Origin of the sequence: Lancefieldella rimae ATCC 49626, from assembly GCF_000174015.1 — a bacterium.
Lineage (GTDB): Bacteria > Actinomycetota > Coriobacteriia > Coriobacteriales > Atopobiaceae > Lancefieldella > Lancefieldella rimae.
Genome location: NZ_ACFE01000001.1, coordinates 249,483 through 270,991 on the forward strand (window position 1 = coordinate 249,483; position 21,509 = coordinate 270,991).

The window sequence follows — 21,509 nt, forward strand, 5'->3', positions numbered from 1 at the left end:
TGCTCGATTGTCATCTTAGTAAAAAACGCAAACTTATACCCCAAAATACACAAAACCCCAGTATTTTACTGGGGTTTTGCTATCAGCTTTATTGGCTGCCAAGAAATCTATGCAAAAACCTTACGCATCATGGTGGCGACGCGGCTGACGACGCTCGCTTGAGCTTCCATTATCGCCAGGATGGCGACGGACGCGTCTCTCCTCATTCTTCTTGCCGGATCCGGCAGGAACTTCGGGCTTATCGAGACGATCGAGGGAAATCTTGCCCTTCTCGTCAACTTCAAGAACGCGAACCTTCACTTCGTCTCCGATGGACAGAACGTCCTCAATTTTCTCAACGCGACCCTGCGCAACACGAGAAATGTGGAGCAAGCCATCTTTACCGGGCAAAAGCTCAACAAAGGCACCAAACGGTTGAATGCCCACAACACGACCGGTATATTCCTCGCCTACTTCAGGAACCTTAACGATGGCCTTAATGCGCTCCGCAGCTGCCTCGGCAGCTCCGTTTGTACCGGCGATAAAGACCGATCCGTCCTCTTGGATGTCAACGGTTGCACCGGTGTCTTCCTGGATACCACGAATAACCTTGCCGCCGCTTCCGATAACGTCGCGAATCTTATCGGTAGGAATGGAAAGCGAGAGAATCTGAGGGGCCGTCTCTTTCGTTTCTTCACGTGGTGCAGGAATTGCCTCAAGCATCTTGTTCAATATGAACATCCGGCCCTCATGAGCCTGCATAAGCGCCTGACGCAAAATCTCAGGGGTAAGACCGGTGGCCTTGTTGTCCATTTGCATCGCCGTGATGCCCTTGGTTGTACCGGTTACCTTGAAGTCCATATCGCCGAGGAAGTCTTCAAGACCCTGAATGTCCGTCAGGACAACCGTCTTGCCATTCTCCTGGATAAGACCCATGGCCACACCGGAGACAGGACGTACCAGCGGCACACCGGCATCCATAAGGGCAAGCGTTGATCCACAGGTAGAAGCCATTGAAGAAGAACCGTTGGACTCCATGACCTCTGAGACCACACGAATTGCGTAAGGGAACTCGTCCTCGGAGGGAATAACGGGGAGCAGAGCTCGCTCTGCAAGAGCACCATGACCAATCTCACGACGCTTGGGGCTTCCCATGCGGCCGGTTTCTCCAGTGCAGAACGGCGGGAAGTTGTAATGGTGGATATAGCGCTTGCCATCAACGGGTTCAATGGTATCAAGACGCTGCCATTCATTGAGCATACCAAGAGTGCAGATGGAGAGAACCTGCGTTTGACCGCGCTGGAAAAGACCCGATCCGTGTACCAAAGGCAGGTAATCGGGCTTCACCATGATGGGTCGAATCTCATCGGCTGCACGTCCGTCAACGCGCTCGCCTGTTTCAACAACCATAACGCGCATGGCGTGCTTCTCTAGACTCTTGAGCTCAACGGCAATGGCGCGGCTCCACTCCTCTTGCTCTTCTTCGTTAAACTCAGCCTTGATTGTCTCCATAAGATCAGCCACTTTGGCCATACGAGATTGCTTATCGGCATCTTTGAGGGCCGCGCTCATCTCATCATAGTGAGCAAAGATGCGCTCATGTACCTCAGGGATTGGCTCATCGAGAATATACTCGCGCTTCTCGATAGGACCGTTGACTGCCTCCCACTTCTCAAAGAACTTCTTTTGCTCTTCACAAAATGCTGCAATCGCCTCTTGTCCAAAGGCCATAGCGGACAGCATATCCTCTTCTGAAATCTCGTGTGCGCCGGCTTCAAGCATTGAGATAAAGGTTGCAGAACCCGCAAGCTCAAGATCAAGATCGGAGTGATCGCGCTCTTCATAGGTTGGGTTGACGAGAAACTCTCCGGTCTCGCTATTGCGCCCGATTCTGACACAGGCTAAAGGACCCTCGTACGGCACGCCACCAATATGCAGCGCGGCTGATGCGCCCATGACGGAAATGGTATCAACAGCGTTAATTTGATCCGCAACAAGCGAGGTTGCTACAATCTGCACCTCATTGCGGAATCCCTCAGGAAACGAAGGACGCAGCGGACGGTCAATCATACGGGCGATAAGCGTGGCCTTCTCGCTTGGACGAGCTTCACGCTTAAGATACCCGCCGGGAATACGTCCCACGGCGTACATCTTTTCAATAAAATCAACGGTTAAGGGGAAGAAATCGTAATCTTTACGCTCTTTCGAGACAACTGCGGTCAGAAGTACCGTAGAATCCCCGCACTTAACCACACAAGCACCAGTTGCCTGTTTTGCGAGTTCTCCCGCCTCCAGTACATAGTGCTTACCATACAGGTCAAACTCGTGTGTTACTTTTGCCATATATATTCCTCTTCTATCTCCGCCTGCCCCATTGCAGACGGGCTCACAAACATAAAGGGCGCCAGTTGCGGCGCCCTTTGAATACCACGTTACTGGATGTTATCGCGGATACCCAAACTCTTAATAAGCTCACGGTATTCCTCAATGTCATTCTTCTTGATATAGGAAAGAAGACGACGACGCTTACCAACAAGCATCAAAAGACCACGACGGGTATGGAAGTCTTTCTGGTGTGACTTCATGTGCTCAGTAAGCTCACGAATGCGCTCGGTTAAAAGAGCAACCTGTACCGGAGCCGAACCGGAGTCCTTCTCGTCTTTGCCGTACTGCTTGATAAGCTCAGCCTTACGTTCCTTGGAAACTGCCATAAATAAAACCACCTTTCATATATTCGCCTCACACTGAACAAACGCCGGCAGTGACAATTTGCTAAGAGTGAGGTACTAACCTGAGAAAGTTTACCAAAAAACTACCGCGAGCGCCATACCTACACACTCAATAAAAACTCAAAAGCTCGAAGACGGGCGTCCAAGTGCGTAGCCGCCCACATATGAGCCAGGCTCAAGAGAAAAAATGCCGTTTCAGCGTCAATCGCAACTTCTTCAATTTGGTCAAACGTCAGCGAGATAAGAGACGCGAGCCACGTCCGTTGTGAAGCACTCAGCGCCTCCGCCCCTTCAACTTCCCGGGCACATGATGCACACAGCACACCTCCCGCACGTGACGAGAAGAACGTGGGGGCTTCATCCCCGCAGGCAATGCACGAATGAAGCTCCGGGCGCCAGCCTCCATGTGCAAGCACCTTAAAGACATATGCAGCCACGATAACATCAAGGTGTGCTTCATCCGATGCTCTCTCCACCGCAGTAAGCGCACGTGAAAGAATGGGAAACAAAAAGGTATCGGTATATCCTTCAATACAGGTAAGGCGTGCTATCTCACAGAGAGTCGATGCCGCAGATACCCGCGAGAGGTCACCTCGGATTTTTTCATGAGCGCTCAGAAGCGATGCTTCCGAGACCACAAAGAGGGATCTTCCTTCGGCAACCAGCATGTCAACTTCAGAGAACAGTTCAGTCCGCGCAGCGAGACGACCGCCCGGCTTTCGGGCTCCCTTTGCCACGGCACGCAGTTCTTCTCCCGTGTCAGTAAGACAGGTCAGGATAAGATCTTGCTCGCCAAGCTTGGTTCTGTCTAAAACAAGAGCCTTTATTCGACGTGTACGTCTGGCAGCCACGATTAATCCTCAAACGCATATCCCAGGCGGCGAATCTCGTTGGCATCTTTTCGCCATTGCGGCTGAACACGAACTTGGAGGTCAAGATAGACGGAACAGTTGAACAGTTTTTCCAAATCTTTTCTCGCTTGAATGCCTATACGCTTAATCATCGATCCACCTTGTCCAACCACGATCCCCTTTTGACTTTCACGCTCAACAAGAATGGTCGCAGCAATGGAGGCGTGGGTATCGCTTAAAAACTCAAGCTTATCGCAGACAACGCCAATTGAATGAGGTACTTCTTGACGGAGATTGTGTAAGAGCTTCTCTCGGATGAACTCTGCCACAAGATCTTCGTCAGATGCATCAACGTCCATATCATCCGGGAACCACTTGGGTCCTTCAGGAAGATGCTCTGCGACACGGGCGACAAACGCCTGGACGTTGAAGTCCTCCGTTGCGGACAGCACCAGCACGTCATCGAAGTGGCCGAGTTTCTGCGCAGCCTCAAGCTGAGCGGATACCTTCTCTTGATCTGCAAGATCGGCTTTGGTTATAACAAGCAGCTTATATGAAGCTCGTGCTGCGCTGACGTGCTTTGCCACCCACTCATCACCACGGCCCACAGGCTTTGTGGCATCAACGAGAAACGCAACGCAATCGGCATCGTTAAGCTCACCTAATGCAGTCTTGTTGAGCTCTTTGCCAAGGGCGTCTTTTGGCTTGTGTAACCCGGGCGTGTCAATAATAACCAGCTGAAAGTTGGGGCCATTTACCACCCCGCGAAGGCGACGGCGCGTTGTTTGTGCCACAGGCGAGGTAATGGCAATCTTTTCTTTCAGGCACGCATTTAAAAGCGTTGACTTTCCCACGCTTGGCCTGCCTACAAGAGCGACAAAACCACTTTTAAAGGGATGTTCTGACATCACAGGCAGATCCGCCACAAAAACCTCCTCGTATATACCTACAGATGAAAAAGAGCTCGAATAAAAACGAGAATACCGATAATTGCGGAAATTCCGCTCATGAACCATGAAGCGGCAGCGGCAATGTCTTTTGCCTTTCCGGCCAACGGATGAAATTCCGGAGAAACCAAATCAACAACAGTCTCAACCGCAGTGTTCATGAGTTCCGCTGAGATAACTGCCCCGATACACCCTACTATGACAATCCAACCAAAAAGATCCAGTCCCATAAAGAGGCTTACAACCAAAACCACCGCCGCAATACCGAGCATACGCTTGAGGTTTGCCTCTTGCTGAACGGCACCTCTGAAGCCCTGAACAGCAAAAAGAAAGCTCCTGCGATAACTCGTATGTTTGCCTCTTGAGCCCGGAATCATTCGTCTGTCCCCTCACGATGGCGGGTAAACGTTACAAAAGCAATGGGATTATCCGTTTTAATCATAGCAACAAGTGCGTCTTCACGCGCCTCCATGCATTCGGCTTCCTCGTCATTCAGATGATCGTAGCCCAAAAGATGAAGCATTGCATGAACCAGCATCAAGCGAAATTCGTCGGCCGGCGTTGTGTGATAGGTTGCTGCCTGCCGTTTGATATATGCCGGAGCAAGCAAGATATCTCCCAGCTCACAAGGCTCACCGGGCGCCAAGTCTTCATCGTTGGGTCTTTCCACCTCAAGAGAAATGACATCTGTGACCGCATCCGCATTGCGCCAGGTACGATTAACGGTGCGGATCTCCTCATCACTTACAACCGAAATCGATACCATGCAGGGGCGCACTACCTTCTCTTGTGCAAGCACAAAGTTGCAGGTGGAAATAATCTCATCTTCAGGTATGAGAGGATCAACACCATCTGAGACAGAAATGTCGTATTCATTATGCATGGGCTGGAGGTCTCCTTTTGAGGGGTTGAGTCTTCTCGCTTTGTTCATATGCATCAACAATTTTAGCAACAAGGGTATGTCGCACAATATCGTCTTTGCCTAAATCAACAAACGCAATGTCATCAATGTCCGAAAGTATTTGGCGCGCAACGCTCAGCCCGCTTTCACCCAAAAGATCGCGCTGCGTTGCGTCTCCCGTTATGACAAACTTTGACGAAAAACCCAGACGGGTGAGAAACATTTTCATTTGCTCCGGCGTGGTGTTTTGTGCCTCATCGAGAATGACAAAGGCATCATTCATGGTTCGCCCGCGCATGAACGCAAGCGGAGCAATTTCAATTACTCCCTGCTCAATGAGGGAATTTCCACGATCTCTCTCAAGCATGTCAAAAAGTGCATCGTACAGAGGACGAATATAAGGATCGAGTTTTTCTTCAAGAGTTCCCGGCAAAAAACCTAAAGACTCCCCCGCCTCAACCACGGGACGCACCAACACAATACGGCCGGTATCCTTACGTTTAAGAGATGCAATTGCCATGGCCATGGCCAAATATGTCTTTCCCGTACCGGCAGGACCAAGACCAAAGGTGATGGTGTGGTTTTCTATTGCATCGACGTATCTTTTTTGACCTGCCGTCTGCGGCCGAATTGAACGTCCACGAGAGGTTAAGAGAATGCCCTTGGAAAGCGATTTTTGATGTGCGGGATTTTTATGCCCCATGTGGTCAAGCAACAAGTCCACGTCCGCAACTGTTGGAATGCCTCCTGACTCAACCGTCTGAATCAGATTTGAGAAGACGATAAGAGCCTGCTCAACATCGTGAGCAGAACCGGAAATAGTGATAGTGGTCCCTCGCACGGAAATGAGGGCTTTGAAAGCTCCTTCTATGCGTCGGAGCAATATGTCGGAGGGCCCCATAACGGCCGTAGGATCAACTGAATCCGGAATGGTTAAGCGCACCTGTGTTGGCTCCATGGTCCTCCTCTACGCCGTAATAATCGATGCCTTAAGTGTAGCGTCCTTTAAAACAGATTCAAAATGTACCGGCACAAGTGAGTCAAGCGGGATGTCCTCATCAATCATTACGTCAAAAAGGCCGCTTGAAACCGCTTTGCCCGGACGCTGCACAATAACCAAATCGGTGCTTCCGACGAGACTTTGTGCGTTTTCGTAGCGCATCTTTTTTGCAAGCTCACGCATTTTATGGGCGCGCGCCGCCATTATCTGCGGCGGAACCTGGTTGGGGGCGTCTGCCGCCGGCGTACCGGGACGTTTTGAGTACCGAAAGAGATGCATCTTTGAAAAATTCATTTCCTTACAAAACGCATACGATTCCTCAAATTCTTCTTCCGTTTCTCCCGGAAATCCAACGATGAGATCGGTGCCAAGAGCTACCTGCGGAAGATACGTACGTGCCGCAGCAACGGCACTGCGATAGAGCTCAGCTCCATATGCACGTCTCATACGGTGCAGCGTCTCGTCGCAGCCGGACTGCAGGCATATATGTAAAAAGGGCGCTATACGACCATGGGACGCCGCAATGGACTCGAGAAGAGCTTCATTCACGTCAGGAGGCTCAAGCGAAGACAGACGCACACGCTCTATCGTTGTTTTTCTCAATATAAGACGTAAAAGCCCGGGAAGCCGCACGTCCTTCTCGGCAAAGCGCGAGGTATAGCTACCCAAATTAATGCCGGTAAGCACCACTTCATGAGCTCCGGCTTCCTGGGCTTCTTGGATTTGCCTCAATACCTCAGCCGGATCAAGCGAGCGAGCAGCTCCTCGTGCCTTCCACACAATACAATAACTGCAGCGATTATTGCAGCCGTCCTGAATCTTGATACCCGGACGGGTGCGTCCGGTAGGAGTTGGCTTTTGCAGGAGGTACCCCTCATCGGTGACTCCGTCAAGAGCACAGCCAAGCTCCTGCATCACCACTTCGGCAACCATGTCTTTGCGTGTCTCAACGACAACATTGGGCGCCAGAGAGGAAAGTTCGTCTGCAAAAAGACTTGCGACACACCCGGTTGCCACAACAAGAGGCGCATGCGGAAGAGCCGCCGCATGGCGTATGGCCTTCCTTGTTTTTGCCTCCGCCTCTGCGGTCACGGCGCAGGTATTAACAATAATAGCCGCGGCATCCTTGGGTTCTACAATCGCACAGCCAAGTTGTATAAGGTCGGAAGCCATAAGATCAAGCTCAACACGGTTGACACGGCACCCTAAGTTGAGCAGAGCCACTCCTTTGGCCTCTTTGTTTGCCATACTACTTTCTCGATTTCTTATGCGGTCGTGGATGCTTCTTTTTTGCCTCGGAGGCAGCTTCTTTTATGTCTTTTTCAGACAGAACGTCCGAGCTTCTTTGGGCGACAAGAGCGGCAAGATCCAACAGTTGCGCAGAGGTAAGATCCGTTGGCGTAGTGATTTGAACCATTACTATGAGATTACCTCGAGCAATTCCATTCACCTGAGGCATGCCGTGATTACTCACTATGATTTGCTGACCATATTGACATCCGGCAGGAATTTTTACCTCAACACGTTCGTCTTGCATAATACCGTCAACCATGACGGACGTTCCCACAATGGCCTGAAGCGAGTCTATGGAAACGCTCATGTACAGATCGTCTCCACGGCGCTCAAACGTCTCGTGAGGAGAAACTTCCACGGTTACAATGAGGTCTCCCGTTGTGTCCCCACGCACACCGGCCTCTCCCTTTCCTTTAATGACAAGAGACTGACCGGAATGAATGCCGGCGGGAATATCGATACGCAGGTGCTCGTGATCGGGAGTACGACCTTCTCCCCCACACGTTTCGCAGGGCTTATCAATCTTTTTTCCGGTACCGGCGCACTCGGGACAAACCGCCTGCGTCTGCATTTGACCGAAAACCGTTTTTTGAACCTGTACGACCGCGCCCGTTCCTTTGCAACGCGGGCACGTTGTTATATGTCCTCCTTCTGCCACGCCGGATCCGTTGCAGTCATCACAGGGAGACAGTCTATCGTAGGCGATTGTTTTATGCGTCCCACAAGCGGCTTCCTCAAGAGTAATGGAGAGATGTATGGCCATATCCGAGCCGCGCGTCCGTGTATGCGCACCACCGTGGCCCGATCTTCCTCCAAAGAATGAATCAAAAATATCGCTGAAGCCGCCAAAACCTCCGCCAAAAATATCGGACATATCAACATAGCTTGAAGAGCCGCCAAAACCGGCAGGGCCGCTTGCATCTCCGTATCGGTCATAGTTGGCACGCTTGGTTTCATCGGAAAGAACGGAGTATGCCTCGTTAACCTCTTTAAAAAGAGCTTCGGCATTAGGATCATCCGATACGTCCGGATGCAGCTTACGGGCTTTCTTCAAAAACGCTCGCTTGATGGTACGCTGGTCGGCGTCCTTCTCAACTTCCAAAACCTCGTAATAGTCCCGCTTTGGTTTCACGCTTAACGTCCCCCATTACCTACGAACTTGTGTGTCTTTTGCGAGAAGAACGGCCTTGCGTCCTTCTCGCTTCTCCTTACAAAATATCTCCTACCAGCGGCCTAAACCAGCCGTACAGGAAAAGAACATATAGGCAACCAGTGCCCACGCAATGCCTGTCAGAGCGCCGTTTACTACCGCATAGCCAAGATTTCTCCACCAACGCTGCGACCGTTTAATGCCGTCGCCTACGATATTTCTTACGCCAAAAACAACCAGCATCGCAACAATAATCGTACCCAGAAGAGAAGCACCCGTAGCTAGGTCAACCGCAAAAAATGGGAGTGCTATGCCAATTGCTCGCGCACCCATTGACTGGCGCAGGGTAACTTGTTCTTCCGGAACGCGCACGCGCACGACAAAATCGCCTGTCTTTGAGCCGTTTGTACCGGCGTTACCCTTGCCCTCCATGCGAATTTCATCTCCGTCGTGCGCATGAGGCGGAACATTCACCACCGCTTCGCTGGCACTCAGTACCCTTCCTGAGCCACCACACGCCTCGCACGGATCCGCCACCACATGTCCGGTTCCTTCACACTCAGGACATTCCATCTCAACGGTACCAAAACCAAAAATACCCGAAAGATCCACGTGAATATGACCAGTTCCCCCACACGTAGGACAGGTAGAGGAAGCTTCGCTGTGATGTACTGAGCCGGAACCGTGACAGGCCTCACACGCAGAAAAACGCTGATAGGTGATGCCCTTACGTACACCCTCTTGAGCCTGCATGGGCGTAAGGGTCAAATCATATTCAATATCGGCACCGGTTTGCGGCTTGTATGCCCGTGAGCGCCGTGAACCTTGCGAGCGCCACGAGGAGAAATCCACACCGCCAAAAGGAAATCCCCAACCAAAGGGATCTTGACCGTATGAATTTGAGCCTGCAGGCGATCCGGAAGGACCATAACCGCCCGCAAAGGGATTACCCGAGCGCATTGCATCGTAGCGACGACGCTTTCCCTCATCAGAAAGTACCGCATACGCTTCAGAAACTTCTTTGAAGCGCGCTTCCGCATCGGGTGCTTTATTAACATCGGGGTGTAGTTTACGTGCTTTTACCTGAAACGCCTTACGGATTTCTTCGGTAGTAGCAGTCTCTGAGACTTCGAGAATGACGTAATAGTCCTTCTCGTTCATCGATGCCATGCAGTATCTCCAACCATGTGATTAAATTATTGCGAACCGAACCTCGCAAATTGTACCCACAAATACCAATGTTAATGCAAATCCCAAAGACGTCCATAGAGTTCGTTGCCCAAAAGCCAGCCTGACTCCGTGGGTACCAAAGCACCGGCTGCGGTTCTGGCGAGAAGACCATCGTGCACACAGCTCTCCAGTGTCCCCTCCACTCGCTCTTTTCCAAGAACTTCCTGTGCATATGCTACCAAAGACGGTGACAGTCCCTGCGTAAGGCGGGCTCCGAGCATAAGGTCTTCAGCCGCGGCTTCACAGACGTCCAAAAACTCAACGTCAAACGATGTGTCCGCAAGTGTCTTTCCGGCTGCAATTGATTGCCGGGCGTCGCATACCTTGAGTCGAGCCCGAAATGCGTCTTTTGGAGGCTGCGGAAGTGAGGTTTGTATCGTACAAAGCTTATCGTAGCCTTCACGTGTCAACATGGACGCCGCTCCCGTGCCAAGCCCTATATATGGCTGAGCAGTCCAATAGCTAAGATTATGCCGACAGACTTTGTGATTTCGTGCATAGCTTGCCACTTCATAGCGAGCATAACCTGCGGCTTTAAGGATCTTCTCGGCCTCTTCCATACGGCCGGCTTGTACGTCTGGGCCATTCCAAGGCGTCTTTGCACCTGCCGTTTGTTTTGCAAGCGGCGTGCCCTCTTCAATGGACAATGGATACACGCTCACGTGGTCCACATCAAGCTCCAAAAACGTTGCAAGCGTTTGCTGCCACGATTTTTGTGTTTGACCCTTTAAGGCGCACATGACATCACACGACACGTCAAAGCCCATGGAAGCGGCAGCACGCGCCCGATCAAACGCCTGCTTCGCGCTGTGAATGCGGCCAAGCCAGAGAAGCTCCGCATCACAAAAACTCTGCACTCCCAAAGAAATACGAGTTGTACCCGCATCTTTGAGCACGAGAAGTACCTCATCGGTAAGTGAATCCGGATTTGCCTCACACGAGAATTCGGCAATGGGAGCCTTTGCGCGAATGCACGAAACGAGCCGGCCAAGTTCTGCTCCCAAAAGAGTTGGCGTCCCCCCACCCACATACGCACTTTGGCAATCTTCAAGCAACCCCAACGCATACGCTTCTTGAATCTGAGATTCAATCGCAGCCTCATAGCGAGCCATCAGCGGGTCGGAAGATGCCGTAGCCCACGAGGCAAAATCACAATAGACACACTTATGAGCACAAAACGGGATGTGCACATAGAGCGCTTGTACGCCATTCAAATGCAACCGTTCCGACCAACTGCATTCTGGCCTATCACTAGCGCCCAGCATAATCCTCACGTTCCGGATCAATCTCATTCGTCACGCAAAAGAGCAACTCATCGGCAAGACGTATAAAATCGGATGCCGTTACGCAACGAACCGAACGTCCGCGCCAATACGCCGCATGAGGTACCCCGCGAAAATACCATGTTGAAAGGCTGCGCGCTCGCGCAATATGAATATGGGCGGCTTCCAGAAGATGCACGTGGAGCTTAAACGCAGACAGACGCTGGGAGAGCGTTGGGCAAAACAGCTCTTTTTCAGCACAGGCCCTTCTGGTATTTGCAAATATCCAAGGATCTCCATAGGTACCGCGCGCAAGCATGACTGCGGATATCCCTGTTGTTTTGAGTACACGAGCAGCGTCATGGGCGCTCATTACATCCCCTGAGCCAATAACCGGAATTGAAACCGCACAGACCACGCGCTCCACGCAGTTCCAATCAGCCTTGCCCTGATAGAGCTGCGAGGCAAAGCGCCCGTGAACGGTTACCGCCGCCGCTCCCGCCGCTTCCAAGGCTCGCGCGAACTCAGGTGCACATTCTGAACCTACGGTGCGTCCCCGGCGAATCTTTGCCGTAACCGGTACGTCTACCTCTGAGATACACGCACGTACAATCTCCGCCGCACGAACGGGATTGTCGAGAAGAGCCGATCCCTCCCCTTTTTTGACAACTTTCGGCACGGGACACGCCATGTTGATGTCGATAAGAGCCAGCTTTGGCCCAAGACGTTCGGCTATCTGAGAGGCTGCCTCACGAAACTGTTCAGGTTTTGACCCAAACAACTGAACCGCAATGTCCGGCTCAGGATCAAGCGGATATACAAGCTGCCAGGTTTTCTCGCCCCCAAAGTGGATGCCTGCCACAGAAACCATCTCGGTATAGGCAAGAGCTGCTCCACCCGCTCGTGCAAGAAGGCGGTATGCCCCATCGCTCACGCCTGCCATCGGTGCCATAAGAACCGGATTGTGTGCTAAGCGTTCGCGCAGGCTATTCCCTGATGTAAACGGTACAAGAGAATCGTCAAGACCCGCTGAGTCCGCCTCTTGTTTGAGAATTTCCGCTATATCCCCACTCACAAAATCACTCATCGTCAACTTTCAAAACCGCCAGGAAGGCTTCTTGCGGAACTTCCACAGAACCAATCTGCTTCATGCGCTTCTTTCCCTCTTTTTGCTTTTCCAACAGCTTGCGCTTGCGGGAAATATCGCCTCCATAGCACTTTGCCAACACATCCTTGCGGCGAGCGCGGACCGTGGAGCGAGAAATAATCTTGTTACCGATGGCACCTTGAATGGGCACCTCAAAGAGCTGCTGCGGAATGATGCCCTTGAGCCGATCGCACAGACCGCGCGCAAGACTATATGCCTTGTCTTTATGCACGATAAACGACAGGGCATCCACCACATCTCCCGCCAGCAAAATGTCAAGCTTCACCAGATCGGACGGGCGATAATCATCAAACTCGTAATCAAGTGACGCATAACCTTTTGTACGGCTTTTGAGCTGATCAAAGAAGTCAAGAATAAGCTCTGCCAGAGGAATAGAAAGATGCATCTCAACCGATTTATCGGTCAGATATACCATATCTTCAGAGATACCGCGGTGATCCACAACCAACTGCATAACCGCACCAACATATTCCGGAGGCACAATAATCTTTGCCTTCAGATACGGCTCTTCAATGCGATCGATACGCGTTACGTCAGGTAGATCCTGAGGGCTTGTAATTTCAACCATAGAGCCATCGGTTTTGTACACGTGATAGTCCACCGAGGGACTTGTGGCAATAAGATCAAGGTCAAACTCACGCTCAAGGCGTTCTTTAACCACTTCCATATGAAGAAGCCCCAAAAATCCTACGCGAAAGCCAAAACCGAGCGCCACGGAGGTTTCGGGAGTCCATGTCAGCGAGGGATCGTTTACACGCAGCTTATCAAGGGCATCGCGAAGGTTTTCATATTGTTTGTTGTCAATGGGGAAAAGCCCAGTAAACACCATGGGCTTTGCTTCACGATATCCCGGAAGAGGCATTTCACATGGATGGTCCCTATACGTCAGAGTATCTCCCACATGCACGGCTCCGGGATCTTTTAAGCCGGTAACCACATAACCTACCTCGCCCACAGAAAGAGAATCAAACGCCACTTCAAGCGGACGTTTGGCGCCAACTTCTTCAACAAGAAACGGTGTGGCAGCCTGCATCATCAAAAGCTGATTTCCGGCTTTGATAGAGCCGTCAAAGACGCGAACCGTTGCCACTACACCTCTGAACTGATCAAAATACGAGTCCAAAATCAAAGCCTTAAGCGGCGCGTTCTTGTCCCCTTTTGGCGGAGAAACAAGATAGACAATTGCCTCGAGAAGATCGTGGATCCCTTCACCGGTTTTTCCCGAAACGCACACGGCATCATCAGCCGGAATGGCAAGGCTGTCTTCAATCTCTGCCTTTACTTCATCAGGATGCGCCGAGGGTAAATCTATTTTATTGATGGCGGGAACAATGTCTAAATCCGCGTTCATGGCAAGCATGGCATTTGAAACCGTTTGTGCCTCAACACCCTGCGTTGAATCCACTACCAGCACCGCTCCTTCGCATGCAGCGAGAGAACGAGAGACTTCGTAGGTAAAGTCAACATGACCGGGAGTATCAATCAAATTGAATTGATAGCGCTCACCATCGTCTGCGTCATACATGACGCGGACGGCATTCGATTTGATGGTGATACCGCGCTCACGTTCAATATCCATAGTATCCAGCAGCTGAGAGTCCATATCGCGCTCTTCAACGGTATGGGTAAGCTCCAAGATGCGATCGCTGATGGTTGATTTCCCGTGATCGATGTGCGCAACAATGGAAAAGTTGCGGATATGTAATGTGTCGTATGTATTCATAAAGAAAATAATAGCTCATACCGAGCACATCGTGCTATACTTTTACAGCTGTCCTCATCGTGTCTCAGCGTAGAGGCCTCACATTGTACATTCGAAAGGAACTACACGTGGCTAACATTAAGTCTCAGAAAAAGCGCATTCTCACCGCTGAGAAGGCACGTCAGCGCAACAAGGCTGTCCGCTCCGAGCTCAAGACCGCCGTTAAGCATGTTCGCGCTGCTGTCGAAGCCGGCGAAAAAGATGCAGCTCAACTTGCAGCTAATAAGGCGGGTCGTCTTCTTGATAAAGCTGCTTCCAAGGGTATCATTCACAAGAACCAGGCAGCCAAGCGCAAGAGTGGCGTTCAGAAACTCGTGAACACACTTTCATAAACGCTGCACTCACTACGATGTCAAGGCGGACTCTTCGGAGGCCGCCTTTTTTGTTTGGACACGTTTGCATGCGGAACAAACATCACGCAATAAACTTGCAGTTTCTATGAAGCCAAAGCTAGACTTTATACTTATTTCCACACATCTGCATAATAAGTTTCAACATGACGGTCTTCTCGTCAGCACCACTCTTTAATCCCCTCTCACAGCAAGCGCATGCAAAGAGAAGTCTTTCAAGTTCGCCGGGCTTAAAAGCCGAAGCCCATTTCACATACTCACGAACCTGCCAATCCTGTTTTTTTAATTCAGTTGCAAGATGAGCCGCTTCACCTCGAGATTTTAGAGACGCGGCGCAAATGAGCTCCCGTACGCGCGTTGTGATAAGCGTCAAAAGGCCAAGGGCATTTTTATCCGGGAGAATCTCATACAGCTCCAATGACCGACGCAAATTACGCGCCGAGAGACTGTCTAAAAATGTCCATGGTTTTACCTCAGCAACACGAGCAATATGCTGCTCTACAAAGGAAGTTGTTATCGGTTGGCCATCACTCAGTGCAGCAAGTGTTTTAACTTGTGCATCCAGCATGGTCGTTGAGTCTCCCACCCTATCAACAAGCTCCTGCGCCGCGGAAAAATCAATCACAAGCCCGTAACTTGCCGCAAGTTTTTGAACATACGGAGCAAGCTCACGAGGCTTCATGGAAGCACAAAGTACAACTGATTTTTCACCAATTTTTGCGACCGCTTTGTAGAGTCTTGTTGTTCTTGCAAGCGTCTGAGCAGTAAGTAGAAGCGTAGTCGTAGGATTTGGATTTTCAAGATACAGTATAACTACCTCAGATGCAGCCTTAGAAAGTTTGTCTGCCTCTCTCAGTATCACTATGCGACGGCTATCTCCCATGGGCATTGTTTGAAGAGCAGAAACAAGGACATCTATATCAACGGTTGACCCAGTAAACTCATCCAGATTAAAGGCAGAAAATAACTCATTGAGGCGTTTCTTCAGCCTCTCAACCATCTTGTTCCTCTTAAGCTCATCGGGGCCAACTGCCAGATAAGCCGGAAGAAGATCTTTTGCCATTTCTTACCTCCCTCATTCTTTTTGCCTCTCTACTTTACACGCTTACGAGTTTTTATGTTGTGTGCGCACGCGCGGTCCTTTACTCCCGGGTTCTACCGTCACGTCTCCGAAGTCCTTTGTGCAATAAAATATTGAGCCACCATTTTCCAGCGTAGCCACGCACTGCGGCTTTGGGTGTCCAAATGTATTATTCCTCCCGGCGCTTGCGACGGAAACTTCAGGTTTCAGCTTTTGTACCTGCTCTGGAGTAATTGATCGAGCAGAACCGTGGTGACCCACTTTCAAAAAATCAATGTCTCCGACATCTCCCCTCTGGAGTGCTTCTCCTGTCCTATCTTCTTCCGCATCTCCGGTAAAAAGCGAGGTGAGTGAATTTCCAGCGTCATCATGATAGCAAGCGACCATTTCGATTGAATCGGTATTCTCGTTTCCCGTTACCTCCCCTAAAGGAGATATCACTTTCATGTGAAAACGACCAACTGTAAGCTTCTCCCCATACACAACTTCTCTGGAAGGCTTCCCGGTAAGTTTTTGTATAGAAGACTGCAACCACGCTTTCTCATGCTTGGTAACTCCTTTTGCCACCACAACTTCATTGCAGCTTATTTGACCAACCAGATCATCAACGCCTCCAACATGATCCATATCAAGATGCGTTAAAACCACCGTATCAATATGGAACACATTTTGTCGCTGAAGGGCATCAAGAACGGCGTCGTTAGGACTTGTATCTATGAGCATTGACGATGCACCATCGGTCACCAAAATAGCATCCCCTTGGCCGATATCCATGACACAAACACGAGCCGGAGCAAAGTAACGCCATCGAATAACATGGCAGGTACACCCCGCTACCACAAGCGCCACGCATAGCAAAACAATTTTTGGACGTATATCAGGCCACCATATAAGCAACACTATCTGAATCAAAATAAAACCCAACCATACAATATATGTTGGCACATCAATCAATATGCTTGACATGGGTATGTGTGCAAACAGGCGCACGAGCGTAACAAACACGGCTCCCACAAAATCAACTTCATAAAGAAGAGTCGTAGTGATAAACGAAAACGGCAATGTACAAAATATGAGAAAGCCCAATACAACAAGAATGGAAAAAGGAATTGCAAGAAGGGCGTTGACAACAGGAGCGATGAGCGAAAGTCTTCCGAATATCGTAGTTGTGATAGGAAAGGTTGCGAGCTGCGCAACTATTGTTGTAGCTATTGCATCGCTTCCGGTTTGTATGAAGGCATTGCTTCTCTTTTTAAATGTGTACGGACATCTCTGACTTATTATACGCGGCGTTATTGTCCGCCATCCATATCGTCCGTATGCTCCATATACCATAAGTCCCAAGACGCTGCAAAGTGAAAGTAAAAACGATATGGATTCGCATATTGCAGGCTGCACTAATATCATACAAAACGCAAGAGTACAGGTTGAGGCTAAGGGATTTTTTCTCCTCCCCAACACCTCAGATCCACACGATGCCACAACAAGCAACAAAGCCCGTACCGCTGAGAGAGGAAATCCACAGAGCATAACAAAACAACCGATAATACCAAGCGTGGTTGCATCTCTTACAAGAGGACGAACTGATAGTTTCTTTAATACAACCTGCACCAATCCTGCCAGAAGGGTCAAATGAGATCCGGAAACGGCAACGAGATGAGAAATACCGCATTGTGCAAACGGTCTCTCAAGCGCATGCTCCTTAAACGCTCCCCGATATCCGCATACACATCCCGCAACTATTGCTCTTCCTGCCGTTGCACGTGGATTGATGCTCTCAAGAAACGCTCTTCGAATCTGATAGAGCGTCCCTAAAAATCCCCGTGAGTCTGAAGTGGTTGTTATTCGTACCATCCGCACAGATCCCGCTATCCCCTCAAGCCAATGTCTTTTCCCTCTTTCATCCTCTTTATAGGATTGATACTGACCAATACCTTTTATATGTGTACCGAGATCATATTCTCGCGATGCCTGAATAAAAACTCTCCCTTTGTAACACCCGTCAAGATATGCCTTTGCCTTACCTCTCCACGCCGTATCCCCCCTTTGCATATCGCTCACAAGAACAAATTCGTAGCGCGCCATTGACGTACGAGACAGCTCTTCATCGCATTGCAGAAGAACTTGGTATTGCATGATGGTTACCAAAGAGACTAAAAACATTGAGGTACTCATCATAAATAGAAGGACTGCCGGCCTTTTTGTGCACCATAAGCAAAAACCTATAACAAGAGCCCCAAACATTACAAATCCAAGTATCAATATCGCTCCATTTGAGCATCCCTTCTCTAAAAGCCACCGTACACTTACTATTGACGCTCCGAGTACATAGAGCATTTGCGACAATACGGGCCTCTGAGGTTTTTCCGACTTATGAGACGCAAACATAATCTTTCATTCGCTCAAATTTTTTCTCGCCTATTCCACTTACTCTCATAAGATCTTCGGCCTTGATGAAGGGTCCGTTTTTATCCCGATCTTTAACGATTGCTTGTGCCATTGATTTGCCGACTCCAGGAAGTTTGGTTAGTTCCTCCTCTGTTGCAACATTAATATTTACCAAGGACTGTTCCGAGTTTTTTGAGGAGGGCTCTACCGAATTCTCAGAAGAAGGTACCTGCTTTTCTCCCTCTTGAGGAACGTGAATTTTATCCCCATCTTTAATAGGCTTTGCAAGGTTTAACTCTGATATGTCAGCGGTATCACTTGGTCCTCCGGCGGCGTCAACCGCATCACATATACGTGGCGTTTCCTGGGAAAGCGTGTACACTCCCGGCGTTACAACCGCTCCGTCAACATATACCACCACAGAAGGCGTTTTCTTTGTATCTTCTGTTTTTGTTGTCTCAGAGCTCTGAGAGGAAGAACTATTCCCAGAGTCATCCTTTTGAAGCTCAGCGTATTTGTTTTGCACCGGTTCACTCCGCTGTCGAGCAATCGTTGTACCCGCCACCGTACACGACGCCCACAAAATTATTGCGATTGCTCCTATAACAAGCACAAAGAACCCGACCACGAGTTTCTTTTCCCCTATAAAACCATACCGTCGTTTTAGCGTTGACCAGAGCTTTTTTGAGCCGGATGGAATTTGAGCCATAGCGGACACCTCCACCTCTATCGTGAAGATATCTCCTTTAGACAACAATCAAAAAACCTGATATCGGATAGGCAATCTGTCAATATTCTGACCAATATCTGACAGAGACACATATCATTCGAGATAAACATCTTGCTTTGTCTTGTACTCGTTCAGACAAAAGCGGATTATCAAACACTTCACCGATAAAAAGATACCTCTTGGCGCTTATGCAAAGAGGTATCACACATACAACAACACGTAGGATTGAGTAATGGGTTCAAATTTGACTACGCAGTCTCCCTGGGAAGAAGTTCCTTATGAAATCTTGAAAGTTCTTTCGGAGGCCGATATGAAGGACACTGATTAAAATCCCTGTATTCTACCTGTGCCACTAAATCATCAACCATTGCCTCATGGTCAAATGAATTCCAAGCACTCAGAACTTCTCGCATACGAGCGTGCGTCTCGGGACGACGAGGCATAAAAAGCGTACAGCAATCATCTGCGGCCTGCGCGGATATATCAAAGGTTCCAATTGCCTGGGCGCGGGCAATAATCTCTTGCTTATCGGAACCAATGAGAGGTCGAAGGATTGGGATGGTTACCGCTTCGTTGACCGCAGCAATATTATCCAAGGTTTGAGAGGCAACCTGTCCAAGAGACTCTCCCGTTACAAGTGCCGATGCGCCCTCAATTTGAGCGATACGTTCAGACACCTGATACATGACTCGCCGGTACATGATAATACGAAGACTTTGCGGAACGGTTAAAGATATCTCTCGCTGGCGCTCGCCAAACGGCACAACATACAAACGGCCAATTATTCCCGCACCTTCAAGCGTACTAATAATATCCTGACAAAGATATTCACTCGTATCCGCCGTCATGGGTCGTCCAGAAAAATGAACCGGAATGACCGTAGCTCCACGGCGTCCAACCATCCACGTTGCAACGGGAGAATCAATACCGCTTGAAAGAAGCGACACAACCTTTCCGGCCGTCCCCACCGGAAGGCCGCCTACTCCTACAATTGAGTCGGCATATACGTAGGTACTTCCTTGGATTACATGAACGACAACGGTTGCATCCGGCGCATGCATAGCTACTTTTTTATCGGGGAAATGCTCGCATAAAACAGATCCCACCATACGGTTCAGCTCGATTGAGTGAATGGGAAAGTTTGTTGCAGAACGCCTTGCATGCACTTTAAACGTAGTAAATGATGCAACTTCCTCAAGAGCACGCACGGCAGCCGAGAAGAACTCTTCTTGATCAAGACCACAACGATATGCCCGAGATACGCGTGCCACTCCGGGGACCTGAGAGATGGCTGCCTGAAGCTCCTTTGTAGCCCTATGATCTTCTGTTTCAACGACAATATAGCCGGAAATGCGAGAAACCCCCGCAACCGGAAAGGCGCGGAGGGCTCGTTTAAGGTTTATTACCAACTGATTCTCAAAGGTTGAGCGATTTTTCCCTTTAAGACCAATCTCGTGGTAATGAACGAGACATACGCTTTCAAACATACGCTAAATCTCGATGGTATTTGCACCCTTGATGGCATCGTCAAAGGTATCTTTCACAAAGCCGAGCGTACCGTCATTAACTTCATTCATTGCAACGGAGATTGAATCTTTACCAGATACAACTGTCGTAATATCGTCAAAATCCTGAACGGCAACGACGCGGAGGTGCTGACCATGAAGCATATTATTAATATCGCATGCACGCTTTGACGCCATTGAGCACAGAAGGAATGGATTGTGCTCGGTCTTTTCAAGCAGCGAGTCAATTTCAGGTTTAATTACGGACATTTTTTCGAGACCCTTCATCTGATTCATACGTGTCAAAAACAGCCTCAAGTTTACAAAGGGCATCATCAAGACTGTCATTCACAATACGGACATCATACGTATCCGCAAATTCCATTTCACGTTTTGCATTTGCAAGACGCATCTGGATGGTTTTCTCGTCTTCCGTACCCCGGCCCCGAAGACGTGTCTCTAACACCTCAAGCGAGGGAGGTTCAATGAAGACGAGAATAGCATCAGGATTCATACGACGGACCTGCAAACCACCTTGCACATCAATCTCAAGAACAACCGACTTGCCTTGAGCGAGCAGTTTTTCAACCTCTGACGTAAGAGTACCGTATCGGTGACCATGAACTTCAGCCCACTCATAAAATCCACCGGTTTGTACTAAGTGCTCAAAGGCTTCTTCACTCAGAAAGTGGTAGGAAATACCATCTTGTTCCCCTTCACGAGGAGAACGTGTTGTAGCTGAGACCGTCAGGCCCAGATTGGGACGCTTCTCGCGAAGACACGAAACAAGCGTACCCTTACCGACACCTGACGGTCCAGAAACAACGAAGAGTTTAGCGGAACGCGACACTTACTTGGAAAGAGCCTCAAGAAGCTGCTCACGCTGACGGGCGCCAAGACCCTTAACACGACGGGTTGAAGAGATGCCAAGCTCAGTCATGATCTTGGCAGCCTTAGCCTTGCCATATCCAGGTAAAGACTCAATCAGAGCAGAAACGCGCATACGCTCAGCAATAGGATCGTTGGAGTCAAGAACCTCTTTGAGGGCGACTTCGCCATTCTTGACCTTCTCACGAAGCTCTGCACGGGCGTGGCGAGCCTCTGCTGCCTTCTCGAGTGCTGCCTTGCGCTGCTCAGGTGTGAGGTTAGGTAGTGCCATTATTCCTCCAAACATCGGTACTTT

General features: G+C 49.7%; 21 protein-coding genes. 1 reads left to right on the forward strand and 20 read right to left on the reverse strand.

Annotated elements, in window-relative coordinates; all coding sequences use genetic code 11:
• Positions 1 to 120: 120 nt before the first annotated feature.
• The 13 genes from ATORI0001_RS01200 to lepA all read right to left on the reverse strand — a co-directional run bounded on the left by ATORI0001_RS01200 (position 121) and on the right by lepA (position 14,233).
• Positions 121 to 2,322, reverse strand: a complete 2,202-nt coding sequence (locus ATORI0001_RS01200) for a polyribonucleotide nucleotidyltransferase (RefSeq protein WP_003148396.1) — start codon at positions 2,320 to 2,322, stop codon at positions 121 to 123.
• 89 nt (positions 2,323 to 2,411) lie between these two features.
• Entirely contained in the window at positions 2,412 to 2,690 is a 279-nt protein-coding gene (rpsO, locus tag ATORI0001_RS01205; RefSeq protein ID WP_003148251.1) for a 30S ribosomal protein S15, read from the reverse strand.
• Between the two features lie 119 nt (positions 2,691 to 2,809).
• Positions 2,810 to 3,559, reverse strand: coding sequence for a DNA repair protein RecO (recO, locus tag ATORI0001_RS01210; protein ID WP_003148227.1), 750 nt, complete (start codon positions 3,557 to 3,559; stop codon positions 2,810 to 2,812).
• Between the two features lie 2 nt (positions 3,560 to 3,561).
• A complete protein-coding gene (era, locus tag ATORI0001_RS01215; protein WP_040324459.1) occupies positions 3,562 to 4,467 on the reverse strand; it encodes a GTPase Era in 906 nt (301 codons plus the stop codon).
• A gap of 38 nt (positions 4,468 to 4,505) precedes the next feature.
• Complete coding sequence (locus tag ATORI0001_RS01220) at positions 4,506 to 4,883, reverse strand: diacylglycerol kinase family protein (RefSeq protein WP_003148181.1); 378 nt, start codon at positions 4,881 to 4,883, stop codon at positions 4,506 to 4,508.
• Positions 4,880 to 5,389, reverse strand: a complete 510-nt coding sequence (gene ybeY / locus ATORI0001_RS01225) for an rRNA maturation RNase YbeY (protein WP_003148324.1) — start codon at positions 5,387 to 5,389, stop codon at positions 4,880 to 4,882. Before ybeY ends, ATORI0001_RS01220 begins: the two co-directional genes overlap by 4 nt.
• The gene (locus tag ATORI0001_RS01230) at positions 5,382 to 6,365 is read right to left on the reverse strand and encodes a PhoH family protein (protein ID WP_003148174.1); all 984 of its coding nucleotides are present in this window, start codon (positions 6,363 to 6,365) and stop codon (positions 5,382 to 5,384) included. Before ATORI0001_RS01230 ends, ybeY begins: the two co-directional genes overlap by 8 nt.
• Before the next feature lie 9 nt (positions 6,366 to 6,374).
• Positions 6,375 to 7,655, reverse strand: a complete 1,281-nt coding sequence (gene mtaB, locus ATORI0001_RS01235; protein WP_003148746.1) for a tRNA (N(6)-L-threonylcarbamoyladenosine(37)-C(2))-methylthiotransferase MtaB — start codon at positions 7,653 to 7,655, stop codon at positions 6,375 to 6,377.
• A gap of 1 nt (position 7,656) precedes the next feature.
• Positions 7,657 to 8,832, reverse strand: a complete 1,176-nt coding sequence (dnaJ, locus tag ATORI0001_RS01240; RefSeq protein ID WP_003148618.1) for a molecular chaperone DnaJ — start codon at positions 8,830 to 8,832, stop codon at positions 7,657 to 7,659.
• Between the two features lie 90 nt (positions 8,833 to 8,922).
• Positions 8,923 to 10,020 (reverse strand): DnaJ domain-containing protein, encoded by a 1,098-nt coding sequence (locus tag ATORI0001_RS01245; RefSeq protein ID WP_003148459.1) that lies wholly within the window; start codon positions 10,018 to 10,020, stop codon positions 8,923 to 8,925.
• Positions 10,021 to 10,091: 71 nt separating this feature from the next.
• Positions 10,092 to 11,294 (reverse strand): radical SAM family heme chaperone HemW, encoded by a 1,203-nt coding sequence (gene hemW, locus ATORI0001_RS01250; RefSeq protein WP_040324409.1) that lies wholly within the window; start codon positions 11,292 to 11,294, stop codon positions 10,092 to 10,094.
• A gap of 37 nt (positions 11,295 to 11,331) precedes the next feature.
• On the reverse strand, positions 11,332 to 12,429 hold the full coding sequence (locus ATORI0001_RS01255) for a tRNA dihydrouridine synthase (protein ID WP_155811521.1): 1,098 nt from the start codon (positions 12,427 to 12,429) through the stop codon (positions 11,332 to 11,334).
• Entirely contained in the window at positions 12,422 to 14,233 is a 1,812-nt protein-coding gene (gene lepA / locus ATORI0001_RS01260) for a translation elongation factor 4 (RefSeq protein ID WP_003148284.1), read from the reverse strand. Before lepA ends, ATORI0001_RS01255 begins: the two co-directional genes overlap by 8 nt.
• Positions 14,234 to 14,340: 107 nt before the next feature.
• Here lepA and rpsT point away from each other — a divergent pair, with 107 nt between their 5' ends.
• Positions 14,341 to 14,604 (forward strand): 30S ribosomal protein S20, encoded by a 264-nt coding sequence (gene rpsT, locus ATORI0001_RS01265; RefSeq protein WP_003148167.1) that lies wholly within the window; start codon positions 14,341 to 14,343, stop codon positions 14,602 to 14,604.
• Positions 14,605 to 14,722: 118 nt separating this feature from the next.
• Here the strand turns inward: rpsT and holA are convergent, their stop codons facing one another.
• The 7 genes from holA to mihF form a co-directional block, all read right to left on the reverse strand.
• Positions 14,723 to 15,685: a DNA polymerase III subunit delta gene (gene holA / locus ATORI0001_RS01270; protein ID WP_003148478.1), complete on the reverse strand. Its 963-nt coding sequence runs from the start codon at positions 15,683 to 15,685 to the stop codon at positions 14,723 to 14,725.
• 42 nt (positions 15,686 to 15,727) lie between these two features.
• Positions 15,728 to 17,881: a ComEC/Rec2 family competence protein gene (locus tag ATORI0001_RS01275; RefSeq protein WP_244851827.1), complete on the reverse strand. Its 2,154-nt coding sequence runs from the start codon at positions 17,879 to 17,881 to the stop codon at positions 15,728 to 15,730.
• Positions 17,882 to 18,074: 193 nt separating this feature from the next.
• Positions 18,075 to 18,800, reverse strand: a complete 726-nt coding sequence (locus ATORI0001_RS01280; RefSeq protein ID WP_003148159.1) for a ComEA family DNA-binding protein — start codon at positions 18,798 to 18,800, stop codon at positions 18,075 to 18,077.
• 269 nt (positions 18,801 to 19,069) lie between these two features.
• Complete coding sequence (gene thiI, locus ATORI0001_RS01285) at positions 19,070 to 20,308, reverse strand: tRNA uracil 4-sulfurtransferase ThiI (RefSeq protein WP_003148237.1); 1,239 nt, start codon at positions 20,306 to 20,308, stop codon at positions 19,070 to 19,072.
• Positions 20,309 to 20,311: 3 nt separating this feature from the next.
• Entirely contained in the window at positions 20,312 to 20,596 is a 285-nt protein-coding gene (locus tag ATORI0001_RS01290; protein WP_003148291.1) for a DNA-directed RNA polymerase subunit omega, read from the reverse strand.
• Positions 20,583 to 21,176, reverse strand: coding sequence for a guanylate kinase (gmk, locus tag ATORI0001_RS01295; RefSeq protein ID WP_003148362.1), 594 nt, complete (start codon positions 21,174 to 21,176; stop codon positions 20,583 to 20,585). The genes ATORI0001_RS01290 and gmk overlap by 14 nt, the downstream gene beginning before the upstream one ends.
• Positions 21,177 to 21,485, reverse strand: coding sequence for an integration host factor, actinobacterial type (mihF, locus tag ATORI0001_RS01300; protein ID WP_003148513.1), 309 nt, complete (start codon positions 21,483 to 21,485; stop codon positions 21,177 to 21,179).
• Between the last annotated feature and the right edge of the window lie 24 nt (positions 21,486 to 21,509).